18 protein-coding genes are annotated in these 20,704 nt (G+C 63.1%); 17 read left to right on the top strand and 1 reads right to left on the bottom strand.

The window, feature by feature from the left end; genetic code table 11:
* Positions 1 to 1,776, top strand: a 1,776-nt coding sequence (locus B5F19_RS08045) for a DNA translocase FtsK (protein WP_140394186.1), incomplete at its 5' end; no start/stop codon positions are given.
* A 184-nt stretch (positions 1,777 to 1,960) separates the two neighbouring features.
* Here the strand turns inward: B5F19_RS08045 and B5F19_RS08040 are convergent.
* Positions 1,961 to 3,310: an APC family permease gene (locus tag B5F19_RS08040; protein ID WP_087289583.1), complete on the bottom strand. Its 1,350-nt coding sequence runs from the start codon at positions 3,308 to 3,310 to the stop codon at positions 1,961 to 1,963.
* 324 nt (positions 3,311 to 3,634) lie between these two features.
* Here B5F19_RS08040 and B5F19_RS08035 point away from each other — a divergent pair, with 324 nt between their 5' ends.
* The 16 genes from B5F19_RS08035 to B5F19_RS07955 all read left to right on the top strand — a co-directional run bounded on the left by B5F19_RS08035 (position 3,635) and on the right by B5F19_RS07955 (position 20,641).
* Positions 3,635 to 4,321, top strand: coding sequence for a site-2 protease family protein (locus tag B5F19_RS08035; protein ID WP_087289582.1), 687 nt, complete (start codon positions 3,635 to 3,637; stop codon positions 4,319 to 4,321).
* Between the two features lie 33 nt (positions 4,322 to 4,354).
* On the top strand, positions 4,355 to 5,158 hold the full coding sequence (locus tag B5F19_RS08030; protein ID WP_087289581.1) for a segregation/condensation protein A: 804 nt from the start codon (positions 4,355 to 4,357) through the stop codon (positions 5,156 to 5,158).
* A 19-nt stretch (positions 5,159 to 5,177) separates the two neighbouring features.
* Complete coding sequence (gene scpB / locus B5F19_RS08025; protein ID WP_087289580.1) at positions 5,178 to 5,813, top strand: SMC-Scp complex subunit ScpB; 636 nt, start codon at positions 5,178 to 5,180, stop codon at positions 5,811 to 5,813.
* Positions 5,810 to 6,445, top strand: coding sequence for a DUF2953 domain-containing protein (locus B5F19_RS08020; RefSeq protein WP_087289579.1), 636 nt, complete (start codon positions 5,810 to 5,812; stop codon positions 6,443 to 6,445). The genes scpB and B5F19_RS08020 overlap by 4 nt, the downstream gene beginning before the upstream one ends.
* Positions 6,446 to 6,448: 3 nt before the next feature.
* On the top strand, positions 6,449 to 6,862 hold the full coding sequence (gene ytfJ, locus B5F19_RS08015) for a GerW family sporulation protein (RefSeq protein ID WP_087289578.1): 414 nt from the start codon (positions 6,449 to 6,451) through the stop codon (positions 6,860 to 6,862).
* Positions 6,863 to 6,955: 93 nt separating this feature from the next.
* Complete coding sequence (locus tag B5F19_RS08010; RefSeq protein WP_242972737.1) at positions 6,956 to 8,056, top strand: D-alanyl-D-alanine carboxypeptidase family protein; 1,101 nt, start codon at positions 6,956 to 6,958, stop codon at positions 8,054 to 8,056.
* Positions 8,057 to 8,094: 38 nt separating this feature from the next.
* On the top strand, positions 8,095 to 8,814 hold the full coding sequence (locus tag B5F19_RS08005; protein WP_087289577.1) for a pseudouridine synthase: 720 nt from the start codon (positions 8,095 to 8,097) through the stop codon (positions 8,812 to 8,814).
* A 139-nt stretch (positions 8,815 to 8,953) separates the two neighbouring features.
* Positions 8,954 to 9,817, top strand: a complete 864-nt coding sequence (locus B5F19_RS08000) for a MurR/RpiR family transcriptional regulator (protein WP_087289576.1) — start codon at positions 8,954 to 8,956, stop codon at positions 9,815 to 9,817.
* A 6-nt stretch (positions 9,818 to 9,823) separates the two neighbouring features.
* Positions 9,824 to 11,065 carry an NAD(P)/FAD-dependent oxidoreductase gene (locus B5F19_RS07995; RefSeq protein WP_087289575.1) on the top strand — a complete coding sequence of 414 codons (1,242 nt, stop codon included), beginning with the start codon at positions 9,824 to 9,826 and terminating at the stop codon, positions 11,063 to 11,065.
* Positions 11,066 to 11,613: 548 nt separating this feature from the next.
* Positions 11,614 to 12,291, top strand: coding sequence for a (d)CMP kinase (gene cmk / locus B5F19_RS07990; protein ID WP_087289574.1), 678 nt, complete (start codon positions 11,614 to 11,616; stop codon positions 12,289 to 12,291).
* A gap of 2 nt (positions 12,292 to 12,293) precedes the next feature.
* The gene (locus tag B5F19_RS07985) at positions 12,294 to 12,884 is read left to right on the top strand and encodes a lysophospholipid acyltransferase family protein (protein ID WP_087289586.1); all 591 of its coding nucleotides are present in this window, start codon (positions 12,294 to 12,296) and stop codon (positions 12,882 to 12,884) included.
* Entirely contained in the window at positions 12,881 to 14,833 is a 1,953-nt protein-coding gene (locus B5F19_RS07980; RefSeq protein WP_087289573.1) for a bifunctional 4-hydroxy-3-methylbut-2-enyl diphosphate reductase/30S ribosomal protein S1, read from the top strand. The genes B5F19_RS07985 and B5F19_RS07980 overlap by 4 nt, the downstream gene beginning before the upstream one ends.
* A 991-nt stretch (positions 14,834 to 15,824) precedes the next feature.
* A complete protein-coding gene (locus tag B5F19_RS07970; protein ID WP_087289571.1) occupies positions 15,825 to 16,301 on the top strand; it encodes a CarD family transcriptional regulator in 477 nt (158 codons plus the stop codon).
* A 76-nt stretch (positions 16,302 to 16,377) separates the two neighbouring features.
* Positions 16,378 to 17,115: a 2-C-methyl-D-erythritol 4-phosphate cytidylyltransferase gene (ispD, locus tag B5F19_RS07965; protein ID WP_087289570.1), complete on the top strand. Its 738-nt coding sequence runs from the start codon at positions 16,378 to 16,380 to the stop codon at positions 17,113 to 17,115.
* A gap of 2 nt (positions 17,116 to 17,117) precedes the next feature.
* Entirely contained in the window at positions 17,118 to 17,597 is a 480-nt protein-coding gene (ispF, locus tag B5F19_RS07960) for a 2-C-methyl-D-erythritol 2,4-cyclodiphosphate synthase (RefSeq protein ID WP_087289585.1), read from the top strand.
* 416 nt (positions 17,598 to 18,013) lie between these two features.
* On the top strand, positions 18,014 to 20,641 hold the full coding sequence (locus tag B5F19_RS07955; RefSeq protein WP_087289569.1) for a cation-translocating P-type ATPase: 2,628 nt from the start codon (positions 18,014 to 18,016) through the stop codon (positions 20,639 to 20,641).
* Positions 20,642 to 20,704 lie beyond the last annotated feature (63 nt).

The following is a 20,704-nucleotide window of genomic DNA, read 5'->3' as shown; positions in this document are numbered from 1 at the left end:
ACCCCCGTGTATGCCTCGGCTGAGCCCGCCCCCGTGGAGGCGCCGCCTCCCCCCATGCCGGAGGTCGTCCGGGAGCCCGCCGTCCCCAAGACCGCCAAGAGCGAGAAGGCGGAGGCGGAGCAGGCCGCCCAGGAGATGGCGGAGCACATTCAGGCGGGAATGGCCCAGGAGCCGCCCCCCTACCACTACCCGCCTCTGGACCTGCTCCAGGAGGGGAAGGGGGAGCTGGGAGGGGAGGCACTGGTGGAGCTCAACGCCAACAAGCAGCGGCTCTCCGACACCATCCACTCCTTCGGCATCGACGCCAACATCGTCAACGTCACCCGGGGGCCCTCGGTCACCCGGTATGAGCTGGAGCTGGACCAGGGGGTGCGCCTGAACAAGCTCACCAACCTGTCCGACGACATCGCCCTGTCCCTGGGGGCCTCGGGGGTGCGCATCGCCCCCATCCCGGGAAAGATTTCCATGGTGGGCATCGAGGTGCCCAACAAGCTGGTCTCCCCGGTGAACATCCGCACCGTCCTCAGCTCCCAGGAGTTCCAGGACAGCCCCAGCAAGGTGTCCTTCGCCGTGGGCAAGGACATCGGGGGCAAGTGCATCGTGGGCAATATCGCCAAGCTGCCCCACCTGCTCATCGCCGGCACCACCGGCTCGGGTAAGTCGGTGTGCACCAACTCCCTCATCATCTCTCTGCTCTACAAGGCCAGCCCCGAGGAGGTCCGCCTCATCATGGTGGACCCCAAGATGGTGGAGCTGGGCATCTACAACGGCATCCCACATCTGCTCATCCCGGTGGTCACCGACCCCAAGAAGGCGGCCGGCGCCCTCCAGTGGGCGGTGACCGAGATGATGAAGCGCTACCGGATGTTCGCCGAGGTGGGGGTCCGGGACCTGGCCTCCTACAACGCCAAGGCCGCCAAGACCGAGGGGATGGACACCATGCCCCAGGTGGTGGTGGTCATCGACGAGCTGGCCGACCTGATGCTGGTGGCCGCCAAGGAGGTGGAGGAGTCCATCTGCCGGGTGGCCCAGATGGGCCGCGCCAGCGGCATGCACCTGATCATCGCCACCCAGCGGCCCTCCGCCGACGTGATCACCGGCCTGATGAAGGCCAACATCCCCAGCCGCATCGCCTTCGCCGTGGCCTCCGCCATGGAGTCCCGCATCATCCTGGACACCCAGGGCGCGGAGAAGCTGGTGGGCCGGGGCGACATGCTCTACTTCCCCCTGGGCTCCGGAAAGCCCACCCGGGTGCAGGGCTGCCTCATCTCCGACCAGGAGGTGGCCGCCGTGGTGGACTACGTGAAACAGAACAGCGGCTCGGCCCAGTACGACGACCAGGTTATGCAGGAGATCGAGCAGCACGCCGCCGAGAAGGACAAGGCCTCCAAGGGGGTGGGCGGCTCCAGCCCCGTAGACGGGGAGGAGGAGTACGACGAACTCATCAACTCCGCCATCGAGGTGGTTCTGGAGACCGGCCAGGCCTCCGTGTCCATGCTCCAGCGGCGGCTGAAGCTGGGCTATGCCCGGGCCGCCCGTCTGGTGGACCAGATGGAGGAGAAGGGGGTCGTTGGCCCCTTCGAGGGCTCCAAGGCCCGGCAGCTCCTCATCACCAAGGAGCAGTGGCAGGAGATGCAGTACCGCCAGGGCATCGTCTCCCAGCCCCCGGAGCCGGAGGCTCCGCCTCCGGAAGAAAATCCGGCGCCCTCCTACGCCGACGCCCCGCCCTTCGATGTGGACGAGGCCCTGGACCGGGCGGATGAGGATACGCTGTGAAAAAGGCCGCGGACTCAAAGTCCGCGGCCTTTCAGATTGTCAAAAAACCTCTGTTAAAATGGAGCCGCTCAAGTTAGAGCGGGGGAGCTCGAGGGAAAGCCGCCCGCCTCGAATGGGATCAAATGCCCCAGAATCCTTGTTGTGCAAGGATTCCGGCAAGCGAAGTGAGGACTTTTGGCGTGTTCTATTGTTTGTGATTCTTTCGGTCCAGCAGCCACCCCAGAGCCATGGCCGCCGCGTACACCAGCAGATAGTAGACGCAGTCCATCTTGTAGGAGAAGACGGCGGCCAGGATCATGAATACCGCCCCGATCAGCGCCAGGGCGGGGAGGACGAAGCGGCGGAAGGGGCGCTCGTTCCTGGCCTTCTTCATAAACATCAGGTAGATGGGGATATACATGGCGTACAGGGTGATGACCGGCAGCTCCGAGGAGTCGAACCGGAAGGGGCCCAGCTCATTGAGGAGGGCGCCGAAGTAGAAGTAGCAGCACCAGAAGGCGCACATGACCAGTCCCGCCGAGGCGGCGTTGTTGGGCATGTTGGTGTACCGGTCCACCTGCGCGAGCAGCTCCGCCTTGGGCCCACGGCCCCGGGCGGCGATGGAGTAGAAACCCCGGGTACAGGCCATCATCAGGCCATTACAGGTGCCCAGGCAGGAGAGGACCACAAACACAAACAGCCCCGTTCCGGCCACCGGGCCGAAGATGGTGGAGAAGGCGATGCGGGCGCCCTGTTCCCCGTTTTCCATCATGACAGAGTTGGGGACCGCCCCGGCGATGCCCACATAGTAGAACAGATAGATGAGCATGATGGCGCCTACGCCGAACACCAGGGCCAGAGGCAGGTTGCGCTTGGCGTTTTTGATCTCCGCGTTGATGGTGGTGGCGATGACCCAGCCCTCATAGGCGAAAGAGGTGGCCGCCAGCGCGGCAAAGAGGGGGCTTTCCACCGCGTCCGCCGCCGCGACGGCAGTGAAGTTCTCCACAATCAGGCCGGAGCGCAGCCCGGCTGCAGTGCCGATGACCGCCATGAGCAGAATGGGCACCAGCTTGATGACGGTGAGAGAGACCTGGAACTTGCCCGCCAGCCTGGGGGCGGTAGCGTTCATAAAGTACACCAGGGCCATATAGAGCATGGTGATGGCCAGGCAGGGGCCGCTTAAAATGTCATAGCCAAGCAGGACGCAGGTGTACCGGGCGGACACCCAGCACAGGGTGCTGGTGAGGCAGGGGAAGTACACCGCCGCCATGAACCAGCCCAGATAATAGGCGTAGTTCTCACCCACGGTGGCCTCGGCGTAATCCACCACGCCGCCCACTTTCTCATAGCGGGTGGCCATCACCGCGAAGGCGCAGGCGCTGGCAATGGCGATGCACCCGCCTAGCAGCCAGGCCAGAATGCCGGTTTTCAGGTCGCCGCCGGTGGCGGTGAGAATTTTTTCCGCTTTGAAGAAAATGCCGCTTCCGATGACGATGCCGATCACCATGGCGATGGCGGTGGGCAGACCGTATTTTTTAGTCAGTTGCTCTTCCATAACATTCCTTTCCCAGTTCCTCTATTTAACGCGGTAACGCTGTAAAGTGTCTCAGTAGCAGGGTTATTATTATACCGGAAAAGCCGCCGTTTGAAAAGAGGGGAAATGGCTTTTTTCCTCCTATTCAGACTGCAAAGGTTCCCCGCGCCGGGACAGGCCCACTCCGCACTTGTCAATTCCCGTGGAACTTGGTATAATAAATTTTACTGCATCGACCCGGAGAAGCCGAGGTGCGCGGCCCAATGCGCACGGCGTCATCTCGGGGCACAGCCGGAGACGGCTCTGTTTTGATCTAGCTTTTCCATTTCAAAGAGGTACCTCGCTATGGGCGCACTGACCGGATTATTACACCATATGGATTGGCTGAGCATGCTGCTGTTCGTCATGAGCGGCGTGGCATGCCTCATCTGCCTCACCGTCCACGAGCTCTCCCACGGACTGGCGGCCTACAAGCTGGGGGACCCCACCGCCAAGCTCAACGGACGGCTGACTTTGAACCCCCTGTCACACGTGGACTGGATCGGTCTGTTCCTCCTGCTGGCTGTGGGAGTGGGCTGGGCCAAACCGGTGCCGGTGGACCCCCGGAATTTCCGGGAACCGCGGAAGGGGATGGCTATTACAGCCCTGGCCGGCCCTCTGTCCAACTTTGTGCTGGCCCTGGTCTCTCTGGGGATCGGCTCCCTGCTGTTCCACTTTGGGCCGACGAGCCAGCCGGTGGCCTATCTCCTGCTGTTTTTGTGTCAGCTCTCGGTGCTCAATGTGGGGCTGGGCCTCTTTAATCTCATCCCCATCCCGCCGCTGGACGGCTCCCGGGTGGTGGAAATGTTCCTGCCGGAGCGGGCCTACCGGTGGGTGCTCCGCTATGAGCGCTATCTCATTGTGGCGGTGGTGCTGCTGGCCTGGATGGGCTTCTTCGGTGGGCCCCTGTACCGGGCCATGGCCTGGGTGCTCCGGGGGATGTGTGAGATCACCCAGTTTCCCTTCGCCCTGATTGCCTATTACTTCTTTTAACTGCCTTTACTTCAAAGGCCGGGAGGCGTAGCTTTGGACAGTCCTATCTATCATTTGGAGCGGGTGGTGAAGGCCAGGACCGAGGACCTGGAGGACTTCACAGGTCCTCTGGACCTGATTCTCCATCTGCTGAGCAAAAATAAAATGGAGATCAAGGACATCCAGATCTCCCTGATTCTGGACCAGTACCTGGCCTGGATGGACCAGCGCAAGGAGCTGGACCTGGAGGTGGCCAGCGAGTTTGTCACCATGGCCTCCCAGCTGCTGTATATCAAGACCCGGATGCTCCTGTCCATCCACGACGAGGAGGCCCTGAGCGAGATGGAACAGCTCATCGCCACCCTGGAGGCCCACCAGCGCAACGAGAATTACCTGAAGATCAAAGAGGTGGTCCCCCAGTTGGACCAGCGGTACACCTACGGCCGGGACTTTCTCACCAAGGAGCCGGAACCCCTCCAGCCCAACAAGGAGTACCGCTACGTCCACCCCAAGGAGGACCTGAAAAAAGCCATGCTGGCGGTGCTGGCCCGGTCGGACCACAAGCTGCCCCCGCCGGTGTCCGCCTTTCAGGGCATTGTGGGCCGGGAGCCCTATCCCGTGGCGGAGAAGGCCATGGAAATTTTAAACCGGCTGCTCCATTTGGGGGTGACCCGATTCAAAAGCCTGTTCCGGGGGAGCCGCAGCCGCTCAGAGGTGGTGGCTACCTTCCTGGCAGTGCTGGAGCTGTGCAAGGCCAGGCGGCTGCGCCTGGCGGGGACGGCGGAGGACTGCACCGTCACCAGCACAGGGGAGAGCGGAAGAGAGGAGATTACCGCTCCCTCGGACGGGGCAGAATAACCGGGAGGAGGTTTGCTGCGTGGAACTCAAAGAGATGGAGGCGGCCCTGGAGGCCGTGCTCTTTGCCGCCGGGGAGCCGGTTGGCGTGGAGCGGCTGTGTCTAAGTCTGGAGGCGGACCGGCCCACCTTGGACGCGGTGGCCCAGCGGCTCATGGACCAGTACAGCTATGAGCGCCGGGGAATCCGCCTGCTGCGGCTGGACGCCAGCTATCAGATGTGCTCCGCTCCGGAGTACGCCGACTATGTGCGGAAAACCCTGGAGAGCCGGAAGCCCGCCCGGCTGTCCCAGCCCGCCCTGGAGGTGCTGGCTGTCATCGCCTACTACCAGCCGGTGACCCGGGCCTATGTGGACCAGGTGCGGGGGGTGGACAGCTCCTACACCGTGGGCCTGCTGCTGGAGCGGGACCTGATCGAGGAGAGCGGCCGCCTGGCGGTGCCCGGCCGGCCCATTTTGTACCGGACCACCAAGACCTTCCTGCGCTCCTTCGGCCTGAGCAGTCTGGAGGAGCTGCCCGAGCTCCCCAGCGGCACCCAGGAGGGGGACCAGATGACCCTGAAGCTGGAGGAGGCGGTGGCCAAGCTAAAGGCCGAGGAGGCCGGCGAGACGCCGGAGGGGGAGACGCCTCCGGAACCGGCGGAGGGAGGGACCCCATGATCTGGGGAATTTTCCTGGCCGTTCTGGCGGCGCTGGCCCTGCTGGGGCGCACCCGCCTGGGCTTCCGGGGGACGTACACCCGGCAGGAGGTGGGCGTTTGGTTCCGCCTGGGGGCCTTTCAGTGGCGGCTCTATCCCTGGAAGAAGAGAAAAAAGCCGGAAAAGCCCAAGGAGGCGAAGCAGCCGCCGAGGCCCTCAAAACCGGAGGAGCCCAAGCCGCCGATTCTGTCCCCGGGCGGGGTGTTTCAGCTGGTCAGTCGGCTGCTCCCCGTGGCCCTGGAGGGGGCCGACGCCTTCCGGCGGCGGCTCCAAGTGGACGTGTTCCAGCTGGAGATTGTGGCTGGGGGACCTGACCCGGCGTCCGCGGCGGAGCGGTACGGACAGATCAACGCCCTGCTGGGGGCGGTGTGGCAGCCGGCGGTACAGGCTCTCCACATTCAGGACGGACGGGTCCATGTGGACCTGGACTTTGACCGGCGGGAGCCCGCCCTGTATGGGACGGCCTCCCTGTCTCTCACCGCCAGCCAGCTCCTGTGGCTGGGCCTGCGGTACGGCCCCAGGTGTCTGAATATCTTTTTGGATGTACGAAAACAAGAGAAGGCCGCGCAGGCGCGGCAGAGAAAGGCGGCTTAAACAATGGAACAGCAGCACCCGTTAAACGACCTGATGAGCACCGCTATGGAGAAGATTCGCACCATGGTGGACGCAAACACCATCATCGGCACCCCCATCCAGACGGGGGATGTGACCCTGATCCCGGTCTCCCGCCTGTCCTTCGGCATCGCCAGCGGGGGGAGCGACTTTGTCACCAAGAGCCAGAAGCCGGAGCAGCCCAAAAACTTCGGCGGCGGCAGCGGAGCCAGCGCCCGTCTGGAGCCGGTGGCCTTCCTCATCATCCGGGGGGACAGCGTGCGCCTGCTCCCGGTGGCCCCGGGCCCCATCACCACGGTGGACCGGATCGTGGACGCGGTTCCCGAGGTGGTGGACAAGGTGACCGAGTTCATTGAGAGGCAGCAGGAAAAGAAAGCCCAGGAGGATGAACTGTCGTAAGGCGGAAACACTTTCCAGTCTGTTTCGAGCAAGAAAGCCCCTGTTTCCGGGCAAGCTGATCCCATATCTCCAAATGCAGGAGGCGATGGGAATTTGAAGCGCTGGAAAGGGATTTTCCTTGCATTCCTTCTGGTTTTGACCCAGATCCCGGCGGCCCAGGCGGTGGGGACCTCGGCCTCCTCCGCCATTTTGATGGAGGCTGGCAGCGGCCGGGTGCTCTATGAGCACAACGCGGATGAGCCAAGGCTCATTGCCAGCATCACCAAGCTGATGACCGCCCTGGTGGCCCTGGAGTCCGGGAAGAGCCTGGACGACGTGGTGACCATCCAGGCGGAGGACACCCGCACCGAGGGCTCCGCCCTCTACCTGAAGCCGGGAGAACATGTAAAGTTGGAAACTTTACTGTACGGGCTGCTCCTACACTCCGGCAACGATGCGGCCCTGGCCATCGCCCGTTTCTGCGGGGGGAGCGTGGAGGACTTCGTGGCCGGTATGAACGCCAGGGCCCGAGAGCTTGGCATGACCAACAGCCACTTTGCCAACCCAAACGGCCTCAACGACGAGGGGCATTACTCCTCCGCCCGGGATATGGCCCTGCTGGCCCGGGCCTGTCTGGATAACGAGTATCTGGCCCAGATGGTGTCCACCAGGACCATCACCCTGGATGGGCGCACCTTCACCAACCACAACAAGCTGTTATGGCGGTACGAGGGCTGCGTGGGGATGAAAACCGGCTTTACGGAGAAGGCCGGGCGGACCCTGGTTTCGGCGGCCCGGCGGGACGGGATGACCCTCATCGCCGTCACCCTCAACGACCCCGACGACTGGGCGGACCACGCCGCCCTCTTTGACTACGGCTTCTCCGCCTGTACTCTGGCGGCCGAGGTTCAGACAGGGGAGACGGTGGGGAGCCTGCCCGTGTCTGGCAGCCTGCTCCCCCTGGTCCCGGTCCAGGCGGCGGAGGACCTGTCCTGGCCCCTGCTGGAGGGGGAGACGCTGGAGACGGAGCTGGAGCTGACCCAGACGTCCCTCACCGCTCCGGCGGCGGCGGGGACCCAGGTGGGCGTTCTGCGGGGCTATGTCAACGGCGTCCAGGTGGGGGTGGTCCCCCTGGTGTGCGCAGCGGCTGTGCCCCGCGATCTGGCAGAGCCGCAGAATCCCCTTCAGCGCCTGCTGGGCTGGTTATGGAACTGATTTTGGAACAGAGTGTGATAGGAGAAGGAGGCGGTCCCATGGAGGAGCGGCTGCAAAAACTGATCTCGTCCTGCGGACTGGCCTCCCGCCGGACGGCGGAGGCCTGGATCACGGCGGGGCGGGTGACGGTGAACGGAGTTCCCGCCCAGCTGGGAGACCGGGCGGATCTGGACCGGGACCGGGTGGAGGTGGACGGCGTCCCACTCCGCCCGGGGGAGGAGCGTACATATCTCATGCTCTACAAGCCCCGGGGCTGTGTGACCACACTGTCCGACGAGAAGGGGAGAAAGACGGTGGCCGCCCTGGCGTCCGGCTGCGGCCGGCGGGTATGGCCGGTGGGGCGGCTGGACCTGGACTCGGAGGGACTTCTGCTGATGACCGACGACGGGGCGCTGACCAACCAGCTGCTCCACCCCCGGCACCAGGTGGAGAAGGAGTACCTGGTGTGGGTCACCGGGGACGTGGACCGGGCCCTGCCCATCCTCGCCGGCCCCATGGAGCTGGATGGGGAGCCCCTGATCCCCGCCCGGGTGCGGCGGGGGCGGACCTCCGGGGAGGTCACCCAGCTGTCGGTGGTCATCCGACAGGGGAAAAACCGGCAGGTGCGGCGCATGTGCGCCCTGGCCGGCCTGGAGGTAACGCGGCTCAAGCGCATCCGGGAGGGAGAACTCTGGCTGGACCGGAGCCTGAAGCCGGGCCAGTGGCGGCCCCTGACGGCGGAGGAGCTGGCTCTTCTGGGCGGAAAACCAAAGATTTAACGAAAATGCAAGGCGATTTTGCAAGAGATGGTGAAAATCCTGCAAAATTGACTTGCATTTTTTGTTGGAACCCGTTATCATAGGGCAGGAAGGAAAGAATGGCTCCCGCTCCGGGAGCTCCGTCAGGAGATGATTGCAGATGAATCGGGATATTTTGGCGCTGATCCACGAAAATATGGATACTTTTTCCAAGGGACAAAAGCGGATCGCCAACTATATCTTGGAATCCTATGACAAGGCCGCCTTTATGACGGCCAGCAAGCTGGGGAAGCGGGTCAATGTGAGCGAGTCCACCGTGGTTCGTTTTGCCGCCGAGCTGGGATATGACGGCTATCCCAGCATGCAGCGGTCCCTGCAAAAAATGATCCGAAACCGGCTCACATCGGTGCAGCGCATCGAGGTGGCCAACGACCGAATGGGGGATCAGGACGTGCTGGATATGGTCCTCCAGTCGGACATTGACAAGATCCGGCTGACTCTGGAGGAGATCGACCGGGAGAGCTTTGACAAGGCGGCCGACGCCATTGTGGCGGCCCGGCGCATCTACATTGTGGGCCTGCGGTCCTCGGCCTCCATTGCCACCTTTTTGGGCTTCTATTTCAATCTGATTTTTGATAACGTGGTGATGATCTCCGCCAACACCGTCAGCGAGGTGCTGGAGAGCCTGCTCCGGGTTGGGGAGGGGGACGTGGTCATCGGCATCAGCTTCCCCCGGTACTCCAGCCGGGCGGTCCAGGCCATGAGCTTTGCCCGGGACCGGGGAGCCACCACCATCGCCATCACCGACAGCGAGGTGTCCCCTCTGGCCTCCATCGCCCAGTACACCTTGAAGGCCCGCAGCGACATGGCCTCTTTCGTGGACTCCCTGGTGGCGCCGCTGAGCCTGGTAAACGCCCTGCTGGTGGCGGTGAGCCGAAAGAAGAACGAGGACCTGTCCAAGACCTTCGAGACCCTGGAGAAGATCTGGGAGGAGTACGGCGTATACGAAAAGACGCTGGAATAACAGACCATGACCGATATCATTGTCGTTGGGGGAGGGGCCGCCGGTATGATGGCGGCCCTCACCGCCGCCCAGGGCGGGGCCAGTGTGGCGCTGCTGGAGCGCAACCCGAAACTGGGACGGAAATTGTATATCACCGGCAAGGGCCGGTGCAATGTGACCAACCACTGCTCTGTCCAGGAGGTGCTGGACAGCACCCCCCGGAACAGCCGCTTTCTCTACGGAGCCATGACCCGCACGCCCCCCGCCTGGGTGGAGGACTTTTTCCGGCAGGAGGGGGTCCCCCTGAAGGTGGAGCGGGGGAACCGGGTGTTCCCGGAGTCCGACCGGGCGGCGGACATCATCGACGCCCTGTTCCATGCCCTCCGCCGCAGCCGGGTGCGGGTCATACAGGACCGGGCCCGGCACATCCTTGTGGAGGACGGTGCGGTGTGCGGCGTGGCTGGGGAGCAGGGAGAGCACCACTGTAAGGCGGTAATCCTTGCCACCGGCGGCGCCTCCTATCCCGCCACCGGCTCCACCGGGGACGGCTACGCCATGGCGGCCGAGCTGGGCCACACGGTGGTGGATATCAAGCCCTCCCTGGTGCCTCTGGAGGCAGAGGGGGACCTGTGTCCGCGCATGCAGGGCCTCGCCCTGAAAAACGTGGTGCTGAGGGTGAAGAACCGGAAGAATAAGGTCCAGTTCCAGGAGCAGGGGGAGCTGCTGTTTACCCACTTCGGCCTGTCCGGCCCGCTGGTGCTCAGCGCCAGCGCCCACCTGCGGGACTTTGGAAAGGACGCTTACAGGGCGGTCATCGACCTGAAGCCCGCCCTGGACGAGGAGAAGCTGGACGCCCGCCTGGTGCGGGAGCTGTCCGAGAACGCCAACAAGGACATGCAGAATGTGGCGGGGGCGCTGGTGCCCCGGCTGATGATCCCGGTGGTGCTGGAGCTGTCCGGCATCCCGCCGGAGCGGAAGGCCCATGACGTGACGAAAGGGGAGCGCCGCCGCCTGCTGGAGACCCTGAAGGGGCTCACCATCCCCGTCAAGGGGCCCCGGCCCATCGCCGAGGCCATCGTCACCTCCGGAGGAATCAAGGTGGGGGAGATCGATCCCAAGACCATGGCCTCCAAGAAGGCGCCCGGGCTGTTCCTGGCCGGGGAGCTCATCGACGTGGACGCCTACACCGGTGGTTTTAACCTCCAGATCGCCTGGGCCACCGGCCGCGCCGCCGGCGAGGGCGCGTTACTTTTCTTGAACGAAAAGTAGCGAAAAGAACTTTAGGGCGCAAAACTTAGTTTTGCTTGATCGTTTCTGCCTCTTCTGTTCCACTCGAATGGGACGGAGGGCGGTCCGGTGTGCTGTTCCTGCGGCAAAGTTTGTACCAGGGCCGATGGCAGGGGAAGCGCAGGCGCAGTTCTTGAACCGCAGACGGTTTCCATTTCCACCGCGTTAGGGCCCCAGTGGGCCCGGATTGAAGCGCAGGCAGGTATTCCTGATTTTGAGCGCCGGAAATTTTATGGGACTTGACAGGAGAGGCCCCTCGTAAATCGGGGTCCAGGGGGCCGCGAATATGGGCGCATGAGCGCCCATCCTGAGCGGCTCCTTGGCGGTTCTTTGGTGACTTTCTGGCCGCCCAGAAAGTCACTCGCCCCGCAGGGCGAAACCTTTTAAAACGGCGCGCCGGGGTCGTTGCGCCCTACGCACAAAAAAGCTTATAAGATCAGGCGGCGAAACGCAGTTTCGCCCAAAAGTTCTTTTTGATTCTTTTTCTTACAAGAAAAAGAATGAACAACTCAAACGGAGCGTATACAGTTATGCAAGAGAGAAGCATCGCCATCGACGGCCCCGCCGGGGCCGGAAAGAGCACCCTGGCCCGGGCTCTGGCCCGGGAGCTGGGGTATTTGTATGTAGACACCGGAGCCATCTACCGCACAGTGGCCCTCCGGGCCCGGGAGGCGGGGGCGGACCCGTCGGTCCCGGAGCAGGTGGCTCCGCTGCTGGAGGACCTGGACCTGCGCATGGACTACGGCGGGGACGGGGTACAGCGGATGTACCTGTCCGGCCGGGACGTGACCGAGGCCATCCGGGAAAATGAGATCTCCGCCTTAGCCTCTCAAGTGGCGGCCCTGCCGGCGGTGCGGGAATTTTTGCTGGAGTTCCAGCGGAAGCAGGCCCGGGAACACGACGTGGTCATGGACGGCCGGGACATCGGGACGGTGGTCCTGCCCCAGGCGGGAGTAAAAATCTTCCTCACCGCCGCCCCGGAGGCCCGGGCCCGGCGGCGTACCGCGGAGCTTCTTCAGCGGGGCCAGGACGCGGATTTTGACGAAATCCTGCGTGAGATCCGCCAGCGGGATGAGCAGGATGAGAACCGGCCGGTGGCCCCCCTCCGTCAGGCGGAGGACGCGGCCCTGCTGGACACCACCAATTTGGATTTGAAGGGCAGCTTGGAGGCCCTCCTGACCCTAGTGAGAGAGAGGCTTTCCCTGTGAAAATGAGATTTTATTATAACCTGCTGTACCGGATCGTGTGGCCCTTCTTCTGTCTGGTCCATCCCATCCGCTCCATTGGGCGGGAGAATATCCCGGAGGGAGGCGCGGTGTTCTGCGCCAACCACTCGGCTCTGGCCGACCCCCTGATGGTCTGCTTTGCCGCCACACTGCGCTGGCATATCCGACCCATGGCCAAGATCGAGCTCTCCCGGGTGCCCCTGGTGGGCTGGCTGCTGGGCAAGGCCGGGGTCATCTACGTGGATCGTGGCCATGCCGACGTGAAGGCGGTGAAGGAGGCCCTCACCTGCCTGAAGGCCGGAGGCAAGATGCTGGTATTCCCCGAGGGCACCCGGGTTCACGACGGGGAGGACGTGTCCGCCAAGGGGGGAGCCGCCCTGTTCGCCACCCGGACGGGGGTGCCCATCATCCCGGTGTATGTCTCCCGGAAGAAGTACTGGTTCCGCCGCAGCCCGGTCATCATCGGCAAGCCCATCACCCCCAAGATCGCCGGACGGAAGGCCACCTCCGAGGAGCTAGAGAAGATCATGAACGACGTGATGGAACAGATCTACCGCCTGGGGGAGTCAGCATGAGAGAACTGCATCTGGCCAAGTCGGCCGGTTTCTGCTACGGGGTCCGCCGGGCGGTGGAGCTGGCCGAGTCCGCCGCCTCCTCCGGGACCCCCTGCGTCCTGCTGGGCCACATCATCCATAACCAGAACGTGGTGGACCGGCTGGCCTCCCTGGGGCTGCGCACGGTAGAGTCGCCGTCGGAGGTGCCGGAGGGCTGTCAGGTGGTCATCCGCTCCCACGGGGAGAGCCGGGCGGTCTATGAGGCACTCCAGGCCAGGGGCGCCAACATTTTGGACGCCACCTGTCCCAACGTGAAGCGCATCCACCAGATTGTCTCCCAGGCGGAGGAGCATGGCCGGCAGCCTGTGATTGTGGGCACGCCGGACCATCCGGAGGTGGTGGCCATCGCCGGCTGGTGCCGCCGTCCGGTGGTACTTTCTGGGGTGGAGGATCTGACAAAATGGCTCTCAGGGGACCCAAAACGACGGGAGCTGCCCCTCACATTTGTCTCCCAAACCACCTCCACACAAAAAATTTGGGAAGACTGCGTGAAAAAAGCAAAAAAAGAGTGTACAAATCCGGAATTTTTTGATACAATATGCGGAGCGACATCAAAACGCCAGGAGGAAGCCCATCAGTTGGCCGCGGTATGCGACAACATGGTGGTCATCGGCGACCGGAAAAGCTCCAATACCAAGCGTTTGACCGAGATCTGCCGGGAGGTATGTCCCAGCGTGCAGCAGATCGAACGGGCGGAGGAGCTGGACTGGAGCCGGCTGGCCCAGGCAGAAGTTGTCGGCATCACTGCGGGTGCTTCCACACCCGCGTGGATAATAAAGGAGGTTTGTGACAAAATGAGCGATGAAATCATGGAGATCGAGGAGTCCTTTGCTGACATGCTGGAGCAATCGATCAAAACTTTGAATAATGGGGATAAGGTAACTGGTACTGTTGTGGCCATCACGCCTACCGAGATCCAGGTGGATCTGGGTACCAAGCACTCCGGCTACATTCCTGTCTCCGAGCTCACCGACGACCCCACCGCCAAGGTGGAGGATCTGGTGAAGGTGGGCGACGAGGTGGAGGCCATCGTGGTCCGGGTCAACGATCAGGAGGGCGTGGTCACCCTGTCCAAGCGCCGTCTGGACGTGGACAAGCACTGGGAGGAGATTGAGGCCGCCCGGGAGAACGAGACCGTCCTGGAGGGCGTGGTTACCGAGGACAACAAGGGCGGCGTCGTGGTGTCCGTGAAGGGCATCCGGGTGTTCGTCCCCGCCTCTCAGACCGGCCTGCCCCGGGAGACTCCCATGAGCACCCTGGTCAAGGAGAAGGTCCGCGTCATCATCACCGAGGTCAACCGTGCCCGCCGCCGCGTGGTGGGCTCCATCAGCCGCGTCATCCGCGCTGAGCGCGCCGCCGCCGCTGAGAAGGTCTGGGCCGAGATCGAGGAGGGCAAGCACTACACCGGCACCGTGAAGTCTCTGACTTCCTACGGCGCTTTCGTGGACATCGGCGGCGTGGACGGCATGGTCCACATCTCCGAGCTGTCCTGGAGCCGCATCAAGCACCCCTCTGAGGTGGTGAAGGTGGGCGACACCGTGGACGTGTACGTCATCTCCTTCGACACCGAGAAGAAGAAGATCTCCCTGGGCATGAAGGACCGCAGCCAGGACCCCTGGACTGTGTTCACCACCACCTATCAGGTGGGCGACACCGCCAACGTGCGGGTGGTCAAGCTGATGCCCTTCGGCGCCTTTGCCGAGGTGGTGCCCGGCGTGGACGGCCTGATCCACATCTCCCAGATCGCCGACCACCGCATCGAGAAGCCCGGCGACGTGCTGGCTGAGGGCGATAAGGTGGACGTGAAGATCACCGACGTGGATATGGAGAACAAGAAGGTCTCCCTGTCCATCCGCGCTCTGCTGGAGGAGGGCCCCGCTGACGAGGAGCCCGCCGAGGACGAGGAGTAATCTCCCGCTCAAATAAGAGATGAGAACGCGCTGTCCGTTGGGACGGCGCGTTCTTTTTTGCAGAGAGAATCCTCTGTTGGAAAACGCCTTCCTTTGCAGTAGAGCACAAGCATCAGTCCATTTATGGGCAGGGGAGTCCCTTGGGGCTTCCGCTGATGATAGGAACCGGGCGGCCCGGTGTACCCGCCGCTGCAGACCTCATCCGCCTCGCTTCGCTCGGCACCTTCCCCTAAAGGGGAAGGCTTTCGGGCGGCCACATGGGGCCGCCTCTACGGTGGCGGAAATCTCCAGGGCGGGCGGCTGATAGCCGCCCCTGCGGGCAAACACCAAAGCCGTCCCTTCTTTTCGTAGGGGCCGGACACTGGCCGGCCCGTCGAGGTTCTCTGCGGTTCCAGAGCCCACCCTCATCCGCCTCGCATGCGCTTGGCACCTTCCCCCTCCTAGGGGGAAGGCTTTCGGGCGGCCGCAAGGGCCGCCCCTACATCAAGAAACAAATCCGCATCAGAAGCGTTAGTTCGGCAAAGCCAGGCACGGACCGGAAATCGCACCAGCTGTAATTTTCCACCTAATCAGGCCGCCGTAGGCGGCCCCCAACGCAAAGCCCAGCGAAGCGGGTTTGCGTTGGAGAGGAGGAGCGATGAAGTGAGCGAGCTTTGTCCGATAGGGCGAAGCGAGGGATACGAAATCCGCGACGACGAAGTAGCCCGGATTGAACTGCGGAGAGCTACTCAGATTTTGCGCGCCTTCGAGCCTTGCGAAAATACAGAGCAGGAGAGACGCGGCGGGGGCAAGCCCCCGCCCTACAAAACTGCACATGGAAGCGTGTTTGAGTAAGAGCGTAAAAATGTTAAAATTAAGGAATAATTCTGGAGAACTCCCCAGAGAACTTGTCAAACTCCGGAAAACTGGCTATAATATTCTTGGGTAAGTATCAGAATGTGAAACATGCGCCGGATTCCGGCGAATCAAAACAGAATGGGAGGTGTAAGCAGTGTTTCACATTGGGGACAAGGTTGTCCACCCCATGCACGGAGCGGGCATCGTGGAGAGTATTGTACAGAAGAAGGTCAACGGCGTGACGCGGGATTACTACATCCTGAAGCTGCCGGTGCGGGCGATGGTGGTAATGGTCCCTGTGGAACACTGTGAGGAGATCGGCGTGCGGCCCATTGTGGACAGGGCTCTGGCCGACCGGGTGCTGGATGAGATGGCCTCTCTCCATGTGGAGATGACCAACAACTGGAACCGGCGCTACCGGGAGAATATGGAGCGGCTCAAGAGCGGAGACCTGTTCCAGGTGGCCCAGGTGGTGAAGGGGCTCATGCTCCGGGACGTGGACCGGGGACTGTCCACTGGAGAGCGGAAGATGCTCCACTCCGCCAAGCAGATCTTGATTTCGGAAATTGTCATGTGCCAGAGCAGCAGCTATGAGGACGTAGAGGAGCGGATCAACCAGGCCCTGGCGTAATCACACAACAGGAAAACGCATAGACTGGACAAGGGGGAGCCGAAGGGCTCCTCTTTTGCGGAGGAGGAACAAGAGGATGGCAGGTCTTCTTTCCCGGCTGGGCCGGAAGAAATCGGTACATATCTGGTCCGCCGTGGTGGTGGCGGCCGGGAGCGCCCGGCGGATGGAGGGCATCGACAAGGTGCTCACCACCCTGGGGGAGCTGCCGGTGCTGGTTCACACCCTGCGGGTGTTTCAGCAGTGCCCGGACATCGCGGAGATCGTCGTGGTCACCCGGGAGGACCTGATGGTGGAGGTGGGCAGCATCTGCCAGGACTTTGCCCTCACCAAGGTGAGCAAGGTCATCAAGGGGGGCAAGGAGCGCATCCACTCGGTCCAGGCCGGGTTAAGCGAGGTGCGGGAGGACGCGGAGCTCATCGCCATCCACGACGGGGCCCGGCCCCTGCTGCCGCCCGACGTGCTGGAGGAGGTCCTCCACAGGGCGGCCCAGACCGGGGCGGCTGCCCCGGCGGTGCCCATCACCGACACGGTGAAGCGCTCGGAAAACGGCCTGGCGGTGGAGACGGTGGACCGCTCCACCCTGTTTGCCGTCCAGACCCCCCAGGTGTTCCAGGCCGACCTGATCCGCGCGGCGGTGCAGAAAGCTCTGGAGGACGGGGAGGTGCTCACCGACGACTGCGCCGCCGTGGAGCGGCTGGGCATGAAGGTGTCCCTCACCCGGGGAAGCCGGGAGAATTTGAAGCTGACCACCCCCTTTGACCTGATCGTGGGGGAGGCCATTTTGGACGCGCGGGAGAGGGGAGAGCTGGGATGACCATGCGCATTGGACACGGATACGACGTACACCGGCTGGTAGAGGGCCGGAAGCTGATTCTGGGCGGGGTGGAGGTGCCCCACACCCTGGGGCTGCTGGGCCACTCGGACGCGGACGTGCTCACCCACGCGGTGATGGACGCCCTGCTGGGGGCGGCGGCCCTGGGGGACATCGGACGGCACTTCCCGGACACCGACCCGGCCTATGCGGGGGCGGACAGCCTGAAGCTGCTGGACCATGTGGTGGAGCTGCTGGAGAAGAAGGGGTACCAGGTGGGCAACGTGGACGCCACCATCCTGGCCCAGAAACCCAAGCTGGCCCCCTATATCGAGAGCATGCGGGATAACCTGGCCGCCCGGATGAAGGTGGAGCCGGAGCAGGTGAACGTGAAGGCCACCACCGAGGAGAAGCTGGGCTTTACCGGCGCCGAGGAGGGCATCGCCGCCCACGCGGTAGCGTTACTTTTCTTGAAAGAAAAGTAACCAAAAGAACTTTGTGCGAAACTGCGTTTCGCCTCTTGAGTTTATACATGCCGTGCAGGCAAAAGGATTTTGTGGGAAACCTCTTGTAAAAGCTGAAAATCAAAATTTGCAGGTTCTTAACAAAAAAACTTCATTTCCGACTTGACAGAAGAAACCCTGACTGGTATACTAGCTTCACGGAAGCAAAAGGGAGTAGTGCAGGGCCGCTGTCAACATCCCGGCTTGAAACGCAAGCCTGGCAGCGGACGCCGAGAATTTCGGTTACAAGACTTTTGCGTAAGCGTTTGATTGCAGACGTTTGCGCAGAAGTCTTTTTTTCTTTGCAGCCCGCCCTGATCCCGGACGACCGCTTCTAAAATGCAAACCAGATCCGCTGAAGCTGCATGGTTCCGGCGGAGGGAAGGAGAGACATGTCCATGGAGTCCCGGTATTACAGTCAGACCCCCGAACAGGTCTTAGCGGCCGTGGAGAGCAGGGAGGAGGGCCTCACTTCCCAGCAGGCCCAGGAGCGGCTGGAGCGATTCGGCCCCAACGCGCTGCGGGAGGAGAAAAAGAAGCCGGTGTGGCAGGTGTTCTTGGAGCAGTTCAAGGACCTGCTGGTGGTGATTCTCATTGCCGCCGCTGTGATCTCCATGCTGTCCGGCAATGTGGAGAGCACCATCGTCATCTTTGCGGTGCTGATCCTCAATGCGGTGCTGGGCACCGTCCAGCACTGCAAGGCGGAAAAATCCCTGGAGAGCTTGAAGGCCATGTCCGCCCCCACCGCCCGGGTGCTCCGGGACGGGGAGCGGCTGGTGATTCCCTCCGCCCAGATCGTCCCCGGCGACATTGTGGAGCTGGAGGCGGGGGACATGGTGGTGGCCGACGGCCGCATTCTCCATAACTACTCCCTGAAAGTGAACGAGAGCTCCCTCACCGGCGAGAGCGAGGGTGTGGAGAAGACCGAGGCGGTCATTGAGGGGGACAAGGTGGCCCTTGGGGACCGGAAAAACCTGGTGTTCTCCGGCTCTCTGGTCACCTATGGCCGGGCCCTGGTGGTGATCACCGGCACCGGCATGGACACCGAGCTGGGAAAGGTGGCCGCCCTGATGAACCAGACCCAGCGGCGCAAGACTCCCCTCCAGGAGAGCCTGGACCAGTTCAGCCGCCGGCTGGCCATGATTATCCTCATCATCTGCGTGGGCGTGTTCGCCCTGTCCCTGTACCACGCGGGCAGCTTCGGCACCCAGGCCATCCTGGACTCCCTCATGTTCGCCGTGGCCCTGGCGGTGGCCGCCATCCCCGAGGCCCTCAGCTCCATTGTCACCATCGTCCAGGCCATGGGCACCCAGAAGATGGCCAAGGAGAACGCCATCATGAAGGAGCTCAAGGCGGTGGAGACCCTGGGGGCGGTGTCGGTGATCTGTTCGGACAAGACGGGCACCCTCACCCAGAACAAAATGACCCCCCAGACCGCCTTTGTAGACGGGGAGCTCATTTCCTGCCAGGAGCTGACGCTGGAGAACCCCATTCACCGGCGGCTGGTCCGTGCCGCCATCCTGGCCAGCGACGCCACTACCGACGAGGAGAAGGGGACCGCCGTGGGCGACCCCACCGAGGTGGCCCTCATTATGATCGGCGACCGCATGGGCATCGAGGAGCGGGCCTACCGGGAGCAGTACCCCCGGCTGTGCGAGCTGGCCTTTGACTCCGACCGGAAGCTCATGTCCACCCTCCACGTGCTGGAGGAGGGGGAGACGGTGATGCTCACCAAGGGGGCGCTGGATGTGCTGCTGGACCGGTCTGTGAGCCTGCTCACCTCCGAGGGGGTTGTAGAGCTGACACAGGAACGGCGGGAGCAGATTCTGGCAGTGAACCAGGCTCTGTCCAGCCAGGGGCTGCGGGTGCTGGCCTTTGCTTTCCGTGGGATGCCGGGAGCCCGGCAGGTCACCCTGGTGGATGAGCGGGACTACACCTTTATCGGTCTGATCTCCATGATCGACCCGCCCCGTCCGGAGGCAGTTCAGGCGGTGGCCGACGCCAAGCGGGGCGGCATCCGCACCGTGATGATCACCGGCGACCACAAGGTCACCGCCTCTGCCATTGCCAAACAGATCGGCATTCTCCAGGAGGGAGACGAGGCCCTGTCCGGCGGGGAGCTGGACGAGCTGGACGACCAGGCGCTGGACCGGAAGCTGGAGCATGTGTCCGTCTACGCCCGGGTGTCCCCGGAGCACAAGATCCGCATCGTCAACGCCTGGAAGCGCAAGGGGAAGATTGTGGCCATGACCGGCGACGGGGTGAACGACGCTCCCGCCCTCAAGTCCGCGGACATCGGCGTGGCTATGGGTATCACCGGCACCGAGGTGTCCAAGGACGCCGCCGCCATGATCCTGGCCGACGACAACTTTGCCACCATCGTCAAAGCGGTGGTCAACGGCCGGGGCGTGTACACCAACATCAAAAACGCCATCACCTTCCTGCTCTCGGGGAATATGGCGGGCATTTTCAGCGTACTGGTCACCTCGATTCTGGGCCTGCCCAATCCCTTCCTGCCGGTTCACCTGCTGTTTATCAACCTGCTGACCGACTCCCTGCCCGCCATCGCCATCGGGGTGGAGCCTGCCACCGGCGACCTGCTCTCCCAGAAGCCCCGGGACCCCAAGGAGCCCATCCTGAGCCGGTCTCTCATGGGCCGCATCGGCGTGTACGGCCTTCTCATCGCCGCCGCCACCATGGCCGCCTACTTTATGGGCCTGAACAGCGGGGGGAGCGCCCTGGCCATGACGCTGGCCTTTGCCACCCTCACCCTGGCCCGGCTGTTCCACGGCTTCAACTGCAGGGGGCAGCAGTCCATCTTCGCCCTGGGCTTTTTGAGCAACAAGGCCAGCTTGGCCGCCTTCTGCGCTGGAATCGTGCTGCTGGCGGCGGTGCTGTTTGTGCCCTTCCTGAGCGGCCTCTTCCAGGTGGCCCCCTTTACCATGGAGCAGATCGGCCTGTGCGCCCTGCTCGCCCTATCGCCCACTGTCGTCATCCAGATCGGCAAGTGTGTTGGTCTGCGATGACCATCTTCCTTTCCTTTCTTTTGCAGAGGCGGTCCCGATCCGGGACCGCCTCAATTTTTGCGC

The organism is Pseudoflavonifractor sp. An184 (genome assembly GCF_002160305.1).
Taxonomy (GTDB): Bacteria; Bacillota; Clostridia; order Oscillospirales; family Oscillospiraceae; genus Lawsonibacter; species Lawsonibacter pullicola.
This window is presented reverse-complemented; position numbering and strand designations above follow the sequence as displayed.

Coding starts and splice junctions, on each gene's coding strand:
- ytfJ (WP_087289578.1), top strand. CDS start 6,449: ATGGAACAGCAGCACCCGTTAAACGACCTGATGAGCACCGCTATGGAG.
- ispF (WP_087289585.1), top strand. CDS start 17,118: ATGCGCATTGGACACGGATACGACGTACACCGGCTGGTAGAGGGCCGG.
- B5F19_RS08005 (WP_087289577.1), top strand. CDS start 8,095: ATGGAGGAGCGGCTGCAAAAACTGATCTCGTCCTGCGGACTGGCCTCC.
- B5F19_RS07980 (WP_087289573.1), top strand. CDS start 12,881: ATGAGAGAACTGCATCTGGCCAAGTCGGCCGGTTTCTGCTACGGGGTC.
- ispD (WP_087289570.1), top strand. CDS start 16,378: ATGGCAGGTCTTCTTTCCCGGCTGGGCCGGAAGAAATCGGTACATATC.
- B5F19_RS07955 (WP_087289569.1), top strand. CDS start 18,014: ATGGAGTCCCGGTATTACAGTCAGACCCCCGAACAGGTCTTAGCGGCC.
- cmk (WP_087289574.1), top strand. CDS start 11,614: ATGCAAGAGAGAAGCATCGCCATCGACGGCCCCGCCGGGGCCGGAAAG.
- B5F19_RS07985 (WP_087289586.1), top strand. CDS start 12,294: ATGAGATTTTATTATAACCTGCTGTACCGGATCGTGTGGCCCTTCTTC.
- B5F19_RS08000 (WP_087289576.1), top strand. CDS start 8,954: ATGAATCGGGATATTTTGGCGCTGATCCACGAAAATATGGATACTTTT.
- B5F19_RS08020 (WP_087289579.1), top strand. CDS start 5,810: ATGATCTGGGGAATTTTCCTGGCCGTTCTGGCGGCGCTGGCCCTGCTG.
- B5F19_RS08040 (WP_087289583.1), bottom strand. CDS start 3,310: ATGGAAGAGCAACTGACTAAAAAATACGGTCTGCCCACCGCCATCGCC.
- B5F19_RS07995 (WP_087289575.1), top strand. CDS start 9,824: ATGACCGATATCATTGTCGTTGGGGGAGGGGCCGCCGGTATGATGGCG.
- B5F19_RS08035 (WP_087289582.1), top strand. CDS start 3,635: ATGGGCGCACTGACCGGATTATTACACCATATGGATTGGCTGAGCATG.